Here is a 17526-nt window from a genome sequence, read left to right on the forward strand (position 1 = left end):
CGTTCTCCCTTGTGTCATTTCCCGTGACCGGCGACCTGATCGCCATCGCGGGTGAGATAGTAGGCGGCGAGGATGGGCAGGAAGGTCACCAGAACCACTACCATGGCCACCACATTGGTGACGGGGCGCTGGCGTGGCCGGATCAGTTCCTGAAGCATCCAGATTGGCAGGGTCATCTGCTGGCCGCCGGTAAATGTGGTGACGATCACTTCGTCGAAAGACAGTGCAAAGGCGAGCATGCCGCCTGCGAGCAAGGCCGTTCCGATATTCGGCAGGATCACATAGCGGAAGGTCTGGAACCCGTTTGCGCCAAGATCCATCGAGGCTTCGATCAGCGAACCGGAAGTGCGTCGAAAGCGGGCCACGGCATTGTTGTAGACGACCACCACGCAGAAGGTGGCGTGACCAAGCACAATGGTCCACATCGAAAACGGAATGTCGAACAGCGAGAAGGCCGAGCGCAAGGCAATGCCGGTGACAACGCCGGGCAGTGCGATGGGCAGGATGACCAGCAGCGAAATGCTTTCACGTCCGAAAAAATGGGTTCGGCTAACAGCAGCGGCACAGAGCGTACCAAGCACGAGCGCAATCAGGGTCGCAATCGTGGCCACCTGCACGGAGAGCGCAAGCGACGACCACACATCGGCACGGTTCCATGTCACGGCGAACCATTGCAGTGTGAAGCCCGGCGGCGGCCATTGATAGCTTTTCTCTTCCGTCGTGAAGGCATAGACGAAGATCAGCAGGATGGGCAGATGCAGGAAGGCGAGGCCCAGTCCGGCAGCAAGCTTCAATCCGAAGGAAGCGCGGTTGTTGCGATCAGAGCGCATCGAAAGCCCCCTGTTTCTTGGCGATCCAAAGATAGATGGCCATGATGACGATCGGCACGACGGAGAAGGCAGCAGCGAGCGGCACATTGCCTGCCGTTCCCTGCTGGGTATAGACGGCTTGTCCGATGAACAGGCGCGACGAGCCGATGATCTGCGGAATGATGTAATCGCCGAGTGTCAGCGAAAAGGTGAAGATCGACCCCGCGATGATGCCGGGCATGGCGAGCGGCATCAGCACGGTTCGGAAGGTTTGCGCAGGCGTTGCTCCGAGGTCGGACGAGGCTTCCACCAGATTGCCCGGCACACGCTCCAGCGCCGCCTGTGTCGGCAGGATCATATAGGGCAGCCAGATATAGACAAAGACGATGAACGTGCCGAGATAACTGACCGACAGTGAATTGCCGCCGATAATTGGCACAGACAGGATGCCGTCGAGCAGCCAGGACAGGTGCAATTTTGCGAATATCCAGGTCAGAATGCCTTCCTTGGCAAGGATCAGCTTCCACGCATAGACCTTAACCAGATAGCTAGACCAAAGCGGCAGCATGATGCCGAGATAAAACAACGCCTTCCAGCGGCCGCGCGCATAGCGGGCGGCATAATAGGCGATTGGAAAGGCGACGAAGGCAGACGCAACCGTCACCAGTGCGGCCATTGATACGGTGCGGATGATGATGTCGAGATTGGCGGAGTTTAAAAGCTGCGCGTAGGTCGCGAGCGTGAAACTATAGTCGATGAGCCCGGAAAAATCGTCGACCGAGAAGAAGCTCTGTAACAGAAGCGCGATCAGCGAGCCGATATAGATAATGCCCAGCCACAAAAGCGGCGGCGTGAGCATGAGAAACAGCAGCATCCCCGGACGACGCCAGAAAAGGTCGGAGAGACGACCAAGTATCCCGCCGTGCTGCGGCAGGATGGAGGTCGGATTGGCCCCAGAATTTGCTCCGGAGTTTCCGAGTGTGGAAGCCTGCGCGCCGCTCATGCTGCCTGATCCATGTAATGAACGTCAACCGGATTCCAGACGATGCGGATATCCGATCCCGTCTCGGGAACACTTGCACCTGCGGGCAGCATGACATGCAATCTGGCACCTTCGGCTTCAACCCCGAGACGTGTGGCGGAGCCGAGAAAGCTGGCGGTTTCGATCCGCGCTGCAACGCCGACCTTGTCGCCTTTATCTGCAAGGCGAATGGATTCCGGCCGGAGGCTGGCCCAGCGGCGCTCGCCGCCAAATGCGGCCATGATTTCCGGTGCGACGACATTGGAAGAGCCGACAAAATCCGCAACGAAACGGGTCTGGGGACGATTATAGATTTCCTGCGGTGTTCCGGCCTGAACGATGCGGCCATTGTTGAAGACTGCGATGCGGTCCGCCATGGACAGTGCTTCGCCCTGATCGTGGGTCACGAAGACGAAGGTGATGCCGAGCGCCTTTTGCAGGCTCTTGAGCTCTTCCTGCATCTGTTCGCGCAGTTTGAGGTCAAGCGCGCCGAGCGGCTCATCGAGAAGTAGCACTTTCGGCTTGTTGACGAGGGCGCGCGCCAGCGCGACGCGCTGCCGCTGCCCGCCGGAAAGCTGGCTTGGCTTGCGGGCGCCATAGCCGGGCAGCTTGACCAGTTCGAGCATTTCCTCGGCGGCGCGGTGGCGTTCAGCCTTTCCGGCACCCCGCACCATCAGCCCATAGGCCACATTGTCCAGAATGCTAAGATGCGGAAACAGCGCATAATCCTGAAAAACCGTGTTGACGTTGCGCCGATAGGGCGGCACGCCACCGGCGCTTTCGCCAAAAATCTCTATTGTTCCGTCGGTCGGCTGTTCGAAGCCCGCGATCAACCGTAGGCAGGTCGTCTTGCCGGAACCGGAAGGGCCCAGCATGGCAAAGAACTCGCCGGGCGCGATGGTCAGGTTGACGTGATCGACGGCCCGGACTTCGCCGAAGTGCCGGCTCACATTTTCAAAACGAACTGCTGCTGTCATGGCTCTACCCATCATCGAGAACGCCAGCCTCCGTTGGCGGGCGCGTCTGTCCGTTCCCTTCCTTCAGCTGAAGGAAGGGCAATGTTTGTAATTGTGATGGTCGATGTCAGCGACCGCCAATGACGCCGATATAATCCGACACCCAGCGATGATAGGGTACGCATTCGCCCTGGCTTTCGCATTTGGCCGTCGGTGTGCGCCAGAAGCTGATCTTGGCAAAATTATCGAAGCCGTTGATCGCGCAGCCTTCGTCGGTCAGAAGCGCATTGCCCTTACAGGCTGCTGGAACGGACGGTACGGCACCGAACCATGCGGCGGCGTCGCCCTGAACCTTCGGTTTTAACGAGTGCTCGAACCACTTATAGGCGCAATTGGGGTGCTCGCTATCCACGTGGAGCATGGTGGTGTCAGCCCAGCCGGTTGCGCCTTCTTCTGGGAAAGTCGAGCCGACCTTGGCATTTTCCGACTTCAGGAGATTGACCTGGAACGGCCATGAACCGGAAGCCACGACGCCCTCATTCTTGAAGTCATCGATCTGGATCATGGCGTCGTGCCAATAACGGCTGACGAGCTTACGCTGCCCGCGCAGGAGATCGAGCGCTGCCTTATACTGGTCTTCGTTGAGTTCGTACGGGTTCTTGATGCCGAGTTCCGGCTTGTGCTTCATGAGATAAAGCGCGGCGTCGGCGATATAGATCGGCCCGTCATAGGCCTGTACGCGGCCCTTGTTGGACTTGCCGTCCGGCAGGGTCTGTTCTTCGAACACCACGTTCCAGCTCTTCGGCGCTTCGCCCTTGAAGACCTCGGTGTTGTACATCAGCACATTCGGACCCCAGAGATAGGGCACGCCGTAATGCACGCCTTTGACGGTGAACCACGGCGCATTTTGCAGCCGTTCGTCCACCGTTTTCCAGCTTGGGATGAGGTCCGTATTGATCGGCTGCACGCGCTTACCCGCCACGAGGCGCAATGAGGCGTCACCAGAGGCGGTGACGAGATCGAAGCCGCCTTCATTCATCAGCGCCACCATTTCGTCGGAGGTGGCGGCAGTCTTCACACTGACCTTGCAGCCGGTTTCCCCTTCGAAATCGGTGACCCAGTCGTAGTTCTTATCGGTTTCGCCGCGTTCGATATAGCCCGCCCAGGCCACGATGCTCAGCGCGCCTTCACCTTCGCCAATTGCTTTCAGCGGTTCGGCGGCAATGGCCTGCGTGGCAAAGCTCGCGACGGCCATTAAAGCGGTACAGGATTGCAGAAATTTTCTCATCGACCACTCCCGTTTTATTCACATTCAGTGATTTTGTTCCCGGAGCAGATGGTGTGCTTAAACCCTGCCTTTCGCAAATTCATTTATCGGAAAGCTGGTATCGATTTTTCCGATATCGGAGCTGGTGTGCTAACGCAGTCGGCCAGAACGCGCAGCCTCGGCAATGCCGATGAAGTCGCGTGCGGATTGCGGCAGGCTCGATCCTTTTCGCCATGCCATACCAATCTGCACGACGGGCAGCGATCCCGAAACATCGCGGCTTTCGATCCGGTCGCCTTCCAGCGACCAGGGGCGATAGACGAGATCGGGGAGGAGGGCTATGCCCGCGCCCGTGGCCACCAAACTGCGCACGGCTTCCACCGATCGCGTGCGGAAAGCCACATGCGGACGGGCACCGAGGGCGGCCAGAAGTTTGCCGGTATTTTCCTCGATTTCATCAACCGTCAGCATGATCAGCGGTTCCTTCGCGATATCACTGACTGAAATGCTGTCGATGGAGACGAGCTCGTGCCCGAGCGGCAGCCACAACCGATAGGGCGAGGTTTCGAGAATTTCCGCATGTAGCGCCATGCGGTCACGCAGGTTTGAAATCACCATCACCGCCACGTCCAGTTCACCGCCAACAAGCAGATGTTCCAGATAGGAACCATTGTCTTCGATGGCGCTGATTTCGACGCCCGGAAAGGCGCGGCGATAGCGGGCGAGCAGGTCGGACAACACGTAGCCAGCGACCAGCGATGTTACACCAAGATTGAGCTTGCCTTTTTCCTGAATGCGCTGGTCGACGAAAGAGCGGCGGGCATCCGAAACGCCGGTCAGAATCTTGGTGGCGTGGCGCAGAAACTGATGGCCGTTATGTGTCACCGTCAGGCCGCGGGGATGGCGCTCGAAAAGCTCGACATTCAGGTCGGTTTCCAGCTCCTTGATCGCCTCCGTGACAGAAGACTGCGAAATTGACAATTTTTGCGCCGCACGGGTGATCGACCCTTGCTCCGCAACTGCAACGAAATACTGTAACTGCCTTAATGTAAACGCCATTTCGGCAGTTAACCGTGACCGGTGAAAGATTGCAAGAGTGGTGGATAGGAACTAAAAGCGGATGATCTGAACGGCGTTGTATGCTAGTTTTGCAACACTGAGAGACGAACATCTAAGATAAAAATAAATTCACTTTCTTATTTCAACCAGTTTGAGTAGTGGCCTGCGCCAATAGCGGTCTTCTTCACCCGCAGTGAACGGTTCGACGACAGATAATGCCTCATTGCAGGCAAAGCGTGCCGCCTAACGCGTATAATTGCCCGTTGATGCTCGACCTTTGGTCAGTGAGTGTTGAAAAATGAATTATGAAAATCGTGGCGCTGGACACGGCGAAGCCGCAGCGACGACAGGCGTAAATGGTCTGCCCATCGACGATGCGCAGGGAAAAAAGGCGCTGGGCAAGGCGGGTCTTGGGGCTGCTCGCGAGCAGATCCTGACAGGTGCTGATTTCGCTGACCCCGGAAAACCGGGCGAACGGCTGGACCTCTTCTTCGAAGAACTGGCCGACAGATTTTCGGATTCGGTTGCCGTTGTTTCGGACGGGCGCAACTGGACCTATCGGGAACTCGACAACCGCGCCAACCAGTTTGCGCGTCTGCTGATCGAACGCGGTGTTCGTCCTGGTGACCGCATCGGCCTGCTGCTCGACCGTTCTGCCGACACGTATATCGCGCTGCTCGCCGTCATGAAGGCGGGCGCGGCCTATGTGCCACTGGCGACCGCATTTCCGGAAGATCGCATGGCCCTCATCATCGAGGATGCCAATGTAAAGCTCGTCATTTCGCTTGAGGCCTATACGGCCCGCGTCGAACAGATGCCCGTGCCGCATGTGCTGATCGACGGGGCGGGCGCTGAAATTTCAAAGCAGTCCGTCGCGCCACTGGACAAGGCTGCAAGGGCCGCAAATCCGGATCAGATTTGCTATATTCTCTATACGTCTGGCACGACCGGCAGGCCAAAAGGCGTCGCCATCCTGCATCAGAGCTTCTGCAACTTCCTGCGTGTCGCGGCGATGTCCTATGGCTACAGGCCGGGCGACCGTGTTTATCACGGCATGACCATCGCCTTCGATTTTTCGGCTGAAGAATATTGGGTGCCGTTTACGGCAGGCGCGACCGTAGTGCCCGCCCCGGGGCCGATGACGCTGGTGGGCGAAGAACTCGCGGATTTCCTGCGGAAGAATGACATCAACTGCATGGCGTGCAGCCCAACGCTTTTGTCTTCCATCGAAACCGATGTGCCGAAGCTGCGCCTGCTGATGGTGGGCGGCGAAGCCTGTCCGCTCAATTTGGTGGCGCGCTGGACAAAGCCGGGACGCCTGCTTCTCAATACTTACGGGCCCACGGAAGCGACCGTCACGGCAACCATGGGCGTTCTGACGCCCGACAAGCCAGTGACCATCGGTGCGCCGTTGCCGACCTATTCGATAGTCATCATCGAACCGACCGAGCCCAAGCTGACCGACCCGGATCAACTGGGCGAAATCGGCATCGCCGGTATCGGCCTCGCGGTCGGTTATCTCAACCGGCAGGATTTGACCGACCAGAAATTCATTCCTGATTTCATCGGTCTGCCTAACAATCCGTCAGCACGCATCTATCGCACCGGCGATCTGGGGCGCATTAATGCTGCGGGCGAGATCGAGTATCATGGGCGTATCGACACGCAGGTGAAGATTCGCGGCTACCGCATCGAGCTTGGCGAGATCGAAGCCGTTCTGCTCGATCAGCCCGGCGTTGCGCAAGCTGCCGTCACCACCTGGGAAATCGAGCCAGGTCGTGTGGAGCTGGTCGCCTATTACGCGCTGAAGTCGGGCGTGCCACCGCTGCAGCGTGCCGATATTGCGCGTGAGCTGAAGCGTCGTCTGCCGTCCTACATGGTTCCCGCCTATCTTGAAGAACTTGACGCCATTCCAATGACGGTCTCCAACAAGGCCGATCTGAAGCGCCTGCCAAAGCCGACCAATGTGCGCCTTTCGGCGGAGCGCGAAATCGTCCCGCCGAGCAATGACGATCAGCGCTTCATGGCGGACGCGCTGGCCGCAGTGCTTAATCTCGATGAAGTTTCGGTCGAGGATCATTTCTTCGACGATCTGGGCGCCAATTCGCTGCTGATGGCGCGGTTCTGCGCCCGCGTGCGTACAGCGCAGGGTTGGGAAACGGCGTCGATGCGGGATATCTACCTGCATCCAACCATCGCAAGTCTGGCGACGCATCTGCACGCGCCGCAGCAGAAGACCGCGGCCACGGTTGAGCGTCAACTCACTCACAAGGCATCGAATTTTGCTTACTGGACCTGCGGCGCTGCACAGCTCGCCTTCTATGCAGTCTATGCCTATATCGGGCTGGTTTTCTTCGATGGCGGTCTCGACTGGGTCTATGACGCGCTCGACAACCCGCTTCAGCTCTATTTCCGATGTGTCGTTCTCGCTGGGGCAAGCTTCTTCGCGATGACGGGCTTTGCCATCGCAGCAAAATGGCTGCTGATCGGACGCTGGAAGACAGAAAGCTTTCCAATCTGGGGGCTGCGCTATTACCGCTTCTGGGTGGTGAAGACCTTGATCCGCACCGCGCCGGTGGTGCTGTTCCGCGGCAATCCGCTCTATAGCCTCTATCTGCGGCTGCTCGGTGCAAAGCTTGGCCGCAACACGGCCATCGAATGCCGGGCAATTCCGGTTTGCACCGATCTGATTTCCATTGGCGAGAATTCCATTTTGCGCCGCGAATCCAACATTCTCGGCTTTACGGCTGAAAGCGGCTATATCCATACGGGCACGATCACCATTGGTGACGGCGCTTTTGTGGGCGTTGGTTCGACCATCGATATCGACACCAAAATCGGCAATGGCGCGCAGCTTGGCCATGCGTCGTCGTTGCAGCGTGGCCAGAGCATCCCCGATGGTGAACATTGGCATGGGTCGCCCGCAGCGCCCACTACTGCGGATTATTGCAAGGTGCGCAGCATTACGCTGTCGAAAACCCGCCGTATCATGTTCGAGATCGTGCAGCTTGTCGGGCTGTTCATGCTGGTCACGCCGTTCCCTTTACTGTTCCATAGCTACTGGCAAAATGTCAGCGACGATTATCAGGAAACCATCGGCATCGTGGCCATCGGCACGACCGTTACGCTATTCGGCGTGCTGGCAACCTCGTTTATTGCTGCGGTTGCCGTGCCGCGACTGGCCAGCCTGTTCCTGAAGCCAAACCGCACCTATACGCTTTACGGCTTCCATTACTGGCTGCAGTCGATGGTGGAACTGGCCAGCAATTCGCGTCTTCTCAATCTGCTGTTCGGCGATAGTTCTGCCGTCGTGCACTATATCCGGGCCATCGGCTGGAAGCTCAACAAGGTGGTCCAGACCGGGTCCAATTTCGGCACCAACCAGCAGCATGAAAACCCGCTTCTGTGCGAAATCGGCAGTCAGACAATGGTGTCGGATGGTCTGTTTATGATCAACACGCACAAGTCGGCGGCGACATTCCGGCTGGAGCATACCAAGGTCGGCGAGCGGAACTATTTCGGCAATAATATCTTCTATCCGTCCGACGGACGGACCGGGGATAACTGTCTGCTCGGCACCAAGGTTATGGTGCCGATCGAGGGGCCTATGCGCGAGAATGTCGGGCTTCTGGGTTCGCCCTGCTTTGAAATTCCGCGCATGGTCAATCGCGACAAGGAACTGATCGCCAATATTGAGGAAGAGGACCGCCTGCGCCGCTTGCGCCGCAAGAACTTCCACAATTTCCGCACCGGACTGATGTTCCTGGCGGAGCAATGGCTGATGCTGTTTGCAACGCTGGCGATCTGGGACCGTGCGCTGAACTATTATGACGACTGGAAGTACAACGCGCTGTTTGTGGCCGTGGTTCTGACGGCGGGCATTGCAATACCGTTCTATATCTTCATCGAAAGGCTCTCGCTCGGCTTCGGCAGACTGAAACCGCGTATGACGACGATCTATGATGAAGCTTTCTGGCGGCATGAGCGCCATTGGAAACTGTCGGATTCGCCGATTACGCAGCTTTTCGCCGGAACGCCGTTCCGTCCGATGATTCTGCGCTGCCTTGGCGTGAAGGTCGGTCGCCGCGTCTATGACGGCGGCGCCAATCTGACCGAACGTTCGCTGGTGGAAATCGGCGACGATGCAACCTTGAATGAAGGTTGTGTGATCCAGCCGCATTCGCTGGAGGAGGGTGCTTTCAAGTCCGACTTCATCCGCATCGGCAATGGCTGCACGCTCGGACCATCGGCATTCGTCCATTATGGCGTCGTCATGGGCGACGGCTCTATCGTTGATGTGGATTCCTTTGTCATGAAGGGTGAGGTGCTTGAGCCTTATTCCGTCTGGCGTGGTAATCCGGCCAAGCTCAACCGTTTCGTCGTCCCGGTGACGAAGGATGGGACGGTGCTGGCCAATGTCAAACAGGCGGGCGCTTCGATAGCGCATCGCCCGACGGAGGCTGCCGCTTGAGCAAAGCCGTCTCCGACACGAGCGAAATCCGGCTCGCAGCCGTGACGGCAGAATTGCGGTCACGGATCGCGGCGCTGGAGCTGGCACCGGGTCAGGAAGAGCTGGTCGCGGACAATGCCAGTTCACTGGAGGAAGCGGACGAGGACGAGGATGCGCGGCCACGCGCTGTGTTTGCAGGCGACGATCTGGTCGGCTTCCTCATGTATGATGCGACAAGCGACGGGGACAATGCGTTGATCTATCGCTTCATGATCGACCGCGCTTTTCAGGGGCGGGGTTACGGAAAGGCCGCGTTGCAGCTGGTCCTGGCTGAGATCAGGGCGCTCGATCATATTCGTCGCATCTCGATCTGCTACGAACCCGAAAACGAAGGCGCGCGCCAACTTTATGCTAAAGCGGGCTTTGTCGAAGATGGTCTCGATGAAGATGGCGAGATGATCGCCCACCTCAATCTTCGGGACTGATGAAACGGATATGGCGCGCTTCGATCCATTGGAAATTGCGCTGAACCAAGCCATGCAGGCTGTCGCCACGGCGGGCATTTCAACCGCTTGCCGGGTCATTCGGGACGGGGATGAAACCCGATTGCTGGCCGACGAAAATGCTACGCTTCCGACGCGAAATCCGGTTCGCCGTCGCGCCAGCGGGGCCGCCCGCCTTGCGGCGCGGGAATTGCTCATAAAGCATGGCAGAGGCGGTTTTGCGATTTTGCGGGGTAGCTCGGGCGAACCAATCTGGCCATCGGGCATTGTCGGGTCGCTCGCCCATGATGACGATATGGCTGTTGCTGCTGTTGCAAGCAGCGCCGATTTTCTTTCGGTCGGGATCGATGTGGAGCCGGCTATTGCGCTGCCGGAGGACATTGCCGCGCTGGTGAAACAGCCGGGCGACCGTTTGCCTGAAGGCGCAGCCGATGCAGATCGTATTCTTTTTTGCGCCAAAGAGGCGGTTTATAAGGCCGTCTATCCGCTGGACCGCGTGGTGCTGAACTATGACGACATCATTGTCGATCTTCAGCAGGGATATGCGCATACGACGACAGGCAGAACGGTTCGGGTCGTCTTTTGCCGTGCGCCGAAAATTATAATGCTGGCCTATCTCTAAAACGCATCGAAGGCCGGAATCTGGCGGGTTCCCGGCCTTCGACATGTGTGGAGACGTATCAGGAATGAGCTGATACGAACTCCGACATTCTGACGATCAGGAAGGTGCCGACGGTCGCACCGGCATCCTGAAGACCGATGGTCTTTTCCTGGAAGGCTGCTGCCTTGCCATGCTGGGCCACCAGAGACTTGGTTGCTTCCAGCGCGTCTTCAGCGGCCTTGGCTGTCGCAGCCAGTGCGTCGGGCAGGGAAGCACCGACGGCAGCCTGTGCTTCAAGCGTAACGGCAATCGGATCGAGCACGTCGAGCAGGGTCTTGTCGCCGACCTTGGCCTTGCCACGTTCGGCAATACCGTCACGATAAGCGCGCCAGAAGGCGGCAACTTCCGCAGTGCCCAGTTCTTCGACGCCTTCGGTCGCCTTGCTTGCGCGCAGGAAACCGGTTGCCGTCAGCGTGCCCATGGTGGACGGGGCGACGCGGGCCATGGTGGCACCCGCCAGACGCAGCAGCTTGGAGATACCAGCCGCTTCGCCTTCTGCGGCGGTAGCTTCGGCAGCGGCTGCGAAAGCCTTGCTCATGGTGATGCCGAGATCGCTGTCGCCGACCTTGCCGTCAAGCGCGATCAGGAATTCGCGCTGTTCTGCGAAAAGCTGCTTCCAGCTGTCGAAGAGGTTGATGAGATCGGAAGCCTTGATGGAGTTCATGGCGTTACCTCAACCGGCAATGTGCTTGAAGAACGGCGTGTTCGCCGAAGCGGCGATAAGCGGCTCCAGTTCGTCGTCCAGATGCAGCACGGAGATCGAAGCGCCAGCCATTTCCATGGCGGTGGCGAATTCGCCGATCCAGATGTGCTTTACCTTGACGCCGCGCTCGTCGAAAAGCTGGGCTACGCGACGGAACATGATGTAAAGTTCTTCCAGCGGGGTGCCGCCGAGACCGTTCAGCAGAACGGCAACTTCATCGCCCTTGGCATAATCCTGTTCGGCAAAGATGCGGCCCAGAAGCTGGTCGACAACGGAGTCGGCCGGTGCAAGCTTGGTGCGGCTGATGCCCGGTTCGCCATGGATGCCCATGCCGATTTCCATTTCATCGTCGCCGATGGAGAAAGTGGCATGGCCGATTTCAGGCACAACGCAGCTCGATAGCGCAACACCCATCGTGCGGGTGCGCAGGCGCGCCTTGTCGGCGAGACGCGTCACTTCATCGAGCGACAGGCCGTTGGCGGCTGCCGCACCGGCTGCCTTGTAGATGAAGAAAATGCCTGCAACGCCACGGCGCTTGTGTTCTTCACCGACGACCGACGAAGCTACGTCATCGTTGCCGACAACCTGCTTGACGGTGATGCCGTCGAGGTCGGCCAATTCCGCAGCCATGTCGAAATTGATGATGTCGCCCGTGTAGTTGCCATAGATGTAGAGCACGCCCGCGCCCTGATCGATAGCCTTGGTGACCTGATACATCTGTTCAGCGCTTGGCGACTGGAACACGCCACCGACAGCTGCGCCGTCGATCATGTTTTCGCCGATATAGCCGAGGAAGGTCGGCAGATGGCCCGAGCCGCCGCCGGTTGCGATGCCAACCTTGCCAGCCTTCGGCGTGGCGGTGACCATGCAGCGCTTGTCGTCATTGACGAAGGTGAGTTCGGGATGCGCCCGATAGATGCCTTCCAGCATCTCATCAACGAAATTGACTGGATCGTTCAGGAATTTCTTCATGATTTCCTCTTGAGATTATCGGGTTATTTCTTGCGCTGCTGGGTGACGAAGAAGGCGGCGGCCAGAAGAATGAAGCAGCCGACGACGAGACGCTGCCATGTGCTGGGAATGCCGACGAGCACCAGAACGCTGTTGATGACGGTGATGAGCAAAACGCCCAGAATGGTGCCGAAAACGCTGCCCGTGCCGCCGGTAATCCGTGCGCCGCCCAGAACCACAGCGGCGATGACGCTGATTTCGGTTCCGACAAAGTCGAACGGGCTGGACTGACGGTTGGCGCAAACATGGATGATGCCTGCAAGACCCGCGAGACCACCGGCATATCCGAACAGGAATAGGTGGATGGTACGCAGATTATAGCCGAGGCGGCTGGCGATCTGGCTGTTGCCGCCCATGGCGAAAATGGCACGGCCCATCAAGGTGCGGTTTAAGATCCACCAGGTCAGGATCGCCGCGGCTGGCAGGATCAGGAAGTAGAACGGCATGGTGATGGTGGCGCCATTGGCGGATTCGAACTGGAACAAAGGCAGGCGGCCAAACGCGCCCATCGTCGGCGGCAGCGACATGATCCAGACCGTGCCGACGAACGCGAGCAAAAAGCCACGGAACAGATATTGCGTGCCAATGGTGACGATCAGCGACGGAACTTTCAGACTGTGTACCAAAACGCCGTTGATAAGGCCGAGAATGACGCCACCCGCAATCGCCATCAGGATGACGAAGACGATGGGCAGCGTCGGCATATAGGCCTGCACCAGAAGCGTCAGTGAATAGACTGTACAGGCGGCAATGGCCGTAAACGAGACATCGATGCCGCCAGCGGCGAGAATGATGAAGACGCCAAGCGCGAACAGGCCCATCACGACACTGGCGCGACCAATATCGATCAGGGTCGAAGCCTGCAGGAATGCAGGATTGACGATCGACACGATCACGCAGATCGCGACCAGAAGGAAGAAGGTGATGGATTCAGGGCGCCTGCGAATGAAGTCACCCAGCTTGAAGGACCGGGTCTGGCCCAGTTCCTGCTGATATTGCGACGCGCTCATTGCGGTAGCTCCTTTTGCGACGACATCATGGCTTGGTAGAGCTGGTCTTCCGTCGCCTCGGCGGCGTCAAATTCCTTGACGATGCTTCCCGCGTTCATGACGAGAATGCGGTCGGCGTTTTGCAGCAGTTCGGGCAGGTCATCGCTGACGATGATGAGACCCATGCCTGCTTCGGCCAGTGTCTGGATTGCGCGGTAGATTGTATCCTTCGATCCGACATCGACGCCGACAGTCGGGCCGTGCAGCACAAGCAGCTTCGGACCGATGCTGAGCCAGCGACCGATGAGAACGCGCTGCTGATTGCCGCCCGAAAGAGCGCCGACCGGCAGGTCCATATTTTTGGTATTGAGGCGCATCTGCTCCATCAGCGAGGCTGCGATTTCGCGGCCTTTCTTCTGGTCCACGATGCCGATCTTGTTGCTGAGGCGGGTCAGGATCAGCGCGATTTCGTTTTCGAAAATCGACTTGTCGAGGAAAAGCCCCTCGGCCAGACGATCCTCCGGCACATAGCCGATACCGAGTTCTATGGCTTCGGCAGGGTTCTTGACGTTGATCTTGCGGCCTTCGAGCGTAATCGCGCCGTTGGATGCCGGATCAACGCCGGTGATTGCCATTGCCAGCTCGTTGCGGCCAGAATCGGCAAGACCCGTAATGCCGAGAACCTCGCCCTTTCGGAGCGCCAGGTTGACATTCTTGAAATCCGGCGACGATAGACCGTCCAGTTTCAGCAGTTCTGCCTCGCCCGGCGTGCCGGTGCGGTAACGTTCGGCGTCAATTTCACGGCCGATCATCAGTTCGGACAACTGCTTCTTGGTGTAATTTTCAATCGGGCCTTGCGCCACGCACTGGCCGTCGCGAAACACGACGGCGTTACCGCCAATGCGATAGCATTCGTCGAGCTTGTGGGTCACGAAGAGGACGGCGACATTGTCTGCGCGCAGGCGATTGACGACTTCGATGAGGTTGTCGACTTCGCGGCGCGTCAGCGACGTGGTCGGCTCGTCCATGATGACCAGCTTGGCGCTCGTGGCGATCGCACGGGAAATGGCGACCAGCTGGCGCATGGCAAGCGGCAGTTCGGAAACGATGGTGTTCAGGAAGGCGCGGTCCGTCGGCAGCCCGACAGTGGCGAGCGCACGTTCCGCCGTCTGGCGCAGCTTGGTGCGGTCGAAACGGCGCAACAACTTGCCATTGCCTTCAACGAGCTGCTGATTAAGCGCTACGTTTTCGGCAACCGTGAGGTTAGGGATCAGTGAAAGGTCCTGATAGACGGTCTCGATGCCTGCAGCCAGTGACTGAATCGGATCGAGTTCTTTATAGGTCTTGCCGTTGAGAACAATTTCACCCTCGCTCGGACCATGCGCGCCGGACATGATCTTGATAACGGTGCTCTTGCCGCATCCATTCTCGCCGAGAAGGTGATAAGCCTCTCCTAGATCGAGCGTGAGGTCGATGCCGCGCAATGCATGCACGCCGCCGAACCGCTTGTGGATGTTGCGCAATTCGAGAAAACGTTCCGGTGTCCGGCCATTTTCCGTCTCATTGTTCATCGTAGTTGACACGTTAATTCCTCTGCCACAGTGCATCATTGCGCTTGCGCGCAGCGGTTCCGCTGTCGGCTGGTTGGCGGCAAAATCAACCGGGGTTAGTTGCCCGGATGCTTTCCATTCGCGGAAAGCACCCGAGGCCTTGACGCTAAGTGGCGATGGTGAACGGAACGGTCGCCACCCGCAGTCGGATCTTCTGAGACTTCTTAGAACAGGTGTTCCTTGTAGGAATCCTTGTCGGCGATAACCATGCCGTTACCGATGACGAGGAGGCCTTCGCCTGCACCCTTCTTCACCGAAACCTTGTTGTAGCCTTCAACGCCGAGGTCGATGCCGTCCTTGACTTCCTTCTTTTCCAGCAGAAGCTTGGCGACAGCATTCATCGCCATGCCAGCCTTCTGCGGGTCCCAGAAGCCGATAGCCGTGATGGCGCCGGATTCCAGAAGGTCAGCCGAAGGGTTCGGAAGGCCGGTGCCGACGAGGCAGACCTTGCCGCTTAAGCCCGCTTCATCGATCGCGCGGCCAATGCCGAGAACGTCGTTGCCAGCCGAACTCTGGAAGCCTTTCAGGTCAGGATGCTTGCGCAGGATTTCCTTGGCCTTCTCGTAGGTGCCGTTGGCATCGTCGAAGGATTCATTGTTCGGATCGACCAGCTGCATATCCGGGTACTGCTTGGCGTTTTCTTCAGCCGAGCCAACCCACTGCATATGCGTGCGGCTGCCGAGCGAACCAACGAAGGTCGTCCACTTGCCGCTCTTGCCCATGCACTGTGCAAGACGTTCGTTCAGGGCTTTGCCATAGTCGGCATTGTCGAATGCTTCGACGTCGGCCATGGTGTTGACCTGGTTGTCGGCTTCGTGGGTCACGACAACAATGCCGCGTTCGATGGCGCGCTTGAAGGTGCCTTCGAGAACAGCCGGATCCATCGGCACGACGGCCAGAGCGTTAACGCCCTTGGCAACCAGATCCTGAACGATCTGAAGCTGCTGTGCCGCGTCGGCAGTTGCCGGGCCGCTCTGGGTTGCAACCACATCCGGGTTGGCCTTCTGATAGGCTTCAACGCCGGTGTTCATGCGGTCGAACCACGGAATACCGCTGATCTTGACGACGGTTGCGATGACCGGCTTTTCCTGCGCGACCAGCGTGCCTGCGCCGCCTGCGAGTGCAGTGGCAGCAATGAGCGCACCAGTGAGCAGCTTCTTTGTCTTTGCTTTCATGACTTCCTCCTCGTTAAGAGTCCCTCAGTATTACGGTTTGGTGCTTGAGGGTTGAGCACCAATGGGTGCCTTGGAGCGATTGCCCAAGGTAAAGAAACTGGCGACGTCGTAGCGTCCGACAGCGAGGAATGCGAGCAGTAGCAGCCCCCAGGCAAAGTCGCGGACGAAGTTGGACAGTCCACCGAAGTTGAGCAGGCTCGACATGAGCTGCAAGGCGATGGCGCTCAGCACCACGCAGATGATACGACCGTAACCACCTTCTGGCTTCACGCCTGCCATCACGACGATGAGAATGGCGACCAGCAGATAAGAGCTGCCGTAATCATATTTCACATTGACGTTGCGTGCGGCGATGATGATGCCTGCAATGCCTGCCAGAAGGCCGCTTGTTGCATAGGTCGCAATCAGAACGCGGGCGCGGGGAAAACCGGCGAAGACGGCTGCCTTCGGGTTGGTGCCCATCAGCATCAGCCATGCGCCGAAAGGCGTGAAGCGAACCACGGCGCCGATCAGAATGGCGACCGCAAGGAAAATCAGAAAGCTGATCGGGACGGCGAGGAACATGTCATTGCCGATGCGCGACAACAGGTCAGGGCTGCCGACCATCACGGCGCGGCCTTCCGAGACCACGACGGCCAGACCCATGAAAGCCATCTGCGTGCCGAGCGTGCAGAGAATGGGCGTGATGTTGAAACGCGCAATCAGGATGCCATTGATAATGCCGCCTGCAAGGCCGACGATCAGCGCAAGCACGATGAATGCAATGCTGAAACCGAGCGGATTGACAGAGGCCGACACGAAAGACGATGCAATAACCGCTGCAACCACGCCTGCGAGATTGGCAAGCGCGATACCCGAAAGGTCGATGCCGCCATTGCCGGCGCACATGGCCAGCATCACGCCGATGGCGAGAAGGCCGATTTCAGGCACCTGACCAGCCATGGACTGCAAGTTGAACAGGGAGAGAAAAGACCCGCCGGAGATGTACGCGCCAAGCGCGAGCAATCCCACATTAATGACAACAAGCATGGCAAGCGGGTTGCTTGTCCTCTGCATGGTCTCCTCCTACAGCGTTTACTAAACAAAAACTTATTTCACTAAACCTATTGCCTAGCTGACGGCGATGTCAAGCGGATGCTGCTGAAAATTCCGTTGATTTGCGCAGGTTTTCAGCTTAATCGTTTTAAAAACACGGCTGTTGTGTTTACTAAACAAATTGTGTTTTATCGTGGTGCTTTCTCAGTAGCATGATGCGGATTTCCGAATAAGATGCGCATTGAAGAGGATTCCAGCCCATCCTTTCTGGCTTTGC

Annotated in this window: 14 protein-coding genes; 3 read left to right on the forward strand and 11 right to left on the reverse strand. The window is 58.2% G+C overall.

The window, feature by feature from the left end; all coding sequences use genetic code 11:
• Positions 1 to 14: 14 nt before the first annotated feature.
• From D8666_RS16090 to D8666_RS16110, 5 genes are all read right to left on the reverse strand, one after another.
• The gene (locus D8666_RS16090; RefSeq protein WP_109367658.1) at positions 15 to 830 is read right to left on the reverse strand and encodes an ABC transporter permease; all 816 of its coding nucleotides are present in this window, start codon (positions 828 to 830) and stop codon (positions 15 to 17) included.
• Positions 820 to 1812, reverse strand: coding sequence for an ABC transporter permease (locus tag D8666_RS16095; protein WP_109367657.1), 993 nt, complete (start codon positions 1810 to 1812; stop codon positions 820 to 822). The genes D8666_RS16090 and D8666_RS16095 overlap by 11 nt, the downstream gene beginning before the upstream one ends.
• A complete protein-coding gene (locus D8666_RS16100) occupies positions 1809 to 2807 on the reverse strand; it encodes an ABC transporter ATP-binding protein (protein WP_109367656.1) in 999 nt (332 codons plus the stop codon). The genes D8666_RS16095 and D8666_RS16100 overlap by 4 nt, the downstream gene beginning before the upstream one ends.
• 106 nt (positions 2808 to 2913) lie before the next feature.
• On the reverse strand, positions 2914 to 4074 hold the full coding sequence (locus D8666_RS16105; RefSeq protein WP_121538754.1) for an ABC transporter substrate-binding protein: 1161 nt from the start codon (positions 4072 to 4074) through the stop codon (positions 2914 to 2916).
• 129 nt (positions 4075 to 4203) lie between these two features.
• Positions 4204 to 5112 carry a LysR family transcriptional regulator gene (locus tag D8666_RS16110; protein WP_109367654.1) on the reverse strand — a complete coding sequence of 303 codons (909 nt, stop codon included), beginning with the start codon at positions 5110 to 5112 and terminating at the stop codon, positions 4204 to 4206.
• A gap of 298 nt (positions 5113 to 5410) precedes the next feature.
• On the opposite strand from D8666_RS16110, the gene D8666_RS16115 reads away from it, so the two are divergent.
• The 3 genes from D8666_RS16115 to D8666_RS16125 are packed head-to-tail and all read left to right on the forward strand — an operon-like array spanning position 5411 to position 10687.
• Complete coding sequence (locus D8666_RS16115) at positions 5411 to 9583, forward strand: Pls/PosA family non-ribosomal peptide synthetase (protein WP_109367653.1); 4173 nt, start codon at positions 5411 to 5413, stop codon at positions 9581 to 9583.
• Positions 9580 to 10047, forward strand: coding sequence for a GNAT family N-acetyltransferase (locus tag D8666_RS16120; protein ID WP_235858979.1), 468 nt, complete (start codon positions 9580 to 9582; stop codon positions 10045 to 10047). The genes D8666_RS16115 and D8666_RS16120 overlap by 4 nt, the downstream gene beginning before the upstream one ends.
• Before the next feature lie 10 nt (positions 10048 to 10057).
• Positions 10058 to 10687 carry a 4'-phosphopantetheinyl transferase family protein gene (locus tag D8666_RS16125; RefSeq protein WP_109367652.1) on the forward strand — a complete coding sequence of 210 codons (630 nt, stop codon included), beginning with the start codon at positions 10058 to 10060 and terminating at the stop codon, positions 10685 to 10687.
• Between the two features lie 58 nt (positions 10688 to 10745).
• Here D8666_RS16125 and D8666_RS16130 read toward each other — a convergent pair whose 3' ends face one another.
• The 6 genes from D8666_RS16130 to D8666_RS16155 all read right to left on the reverse strand — a co-directional run bounded on the left by D8666_RS16130 (position 10746) and on the right by D8666_RS16155 (position 17270).
• Positions 10746 to 11390 carry a dihydroxyacetone kinase family protein gene (locus D8666_RS16130; protein WP_109367651.1) on the reverse strand — a complete coding sequence of 215 codons (645 nt, stop codon included), beginning with the start codon at positions 11388 to 11390 and terminating at the stop codon, positions 10746 to 10748.
• A gap of 9 nt (positions 11391 to 11399) precedes the next feature.
• Complete coding sequence (locus D8666_RS16135) at positions 11400 to 12401, reverse strand: dihydroxyacetone kinase subunit DhaK (RefSeq protein ID WP_109367650.1); 1002 nt, start codon at positions 12399 to 12401, stop codon at positions 11400 to 11402.
• A 23-nt stretch (positions 12402 to 12424) separates the two neighbouring features.
• A complete protein-coding gene (locus tag D8666_RS16140; protein ID WP_109367649.1) occupies positions 12425 to 13450 on the reverse strand; it encodes an ABC transporter permease in 1026 nt (341 codons plus the stop codon).
• A complete protein-coding gene (locus D8666_RS16145; RefSeq protein ID WP_109367648.1) occupies positions 13447 to 15000 on the reverse strand; it encodes a sugar ABC transporter ATP-binding protein in 1554 nt (517 codons plus the stop codon). The genes D8666_RS16140 and D8666_RS16145 overlap by 4 nt, the downstream gene beginning before the upstream one ends.
• Before the next feature lie 203 nt (positions 15001 to 15203).
• On the reverse strand, positions 15204 to 16214 hold the full coding sequence (locus D8666_RS16150; protein ID WP_109367647.1) for a substrate-binding domain-containing protein: 1011 nt from the start codon (positions 16212 to 16214) through the stop codon (positions 15204 to 15206).
• Between the two features lie 30 nt (positions 16215 to 16244).
• Positions 16245 to 17270, reverse strand: a complete 1026-nt coding sequence (locus D8666_RS16155; protein ID WP_109367646.1) for an ABC transporter permease — start codon at positions 17268 to 17270, stop codon at positions 16245 to 16247.
• Between the last annotated feature and the right edge of the window lie 256 nt (positions 17271 to 17526).

Source organism: Ochrobactrum soli (assembly GCF_003664555.1).
Classification (GTDB): Bacteria; Pseudomonadota; Alphaproteobacteria; order Rhizobiales; family Rhizobiaceae; genus Brucella; species Brucella teleogrylli.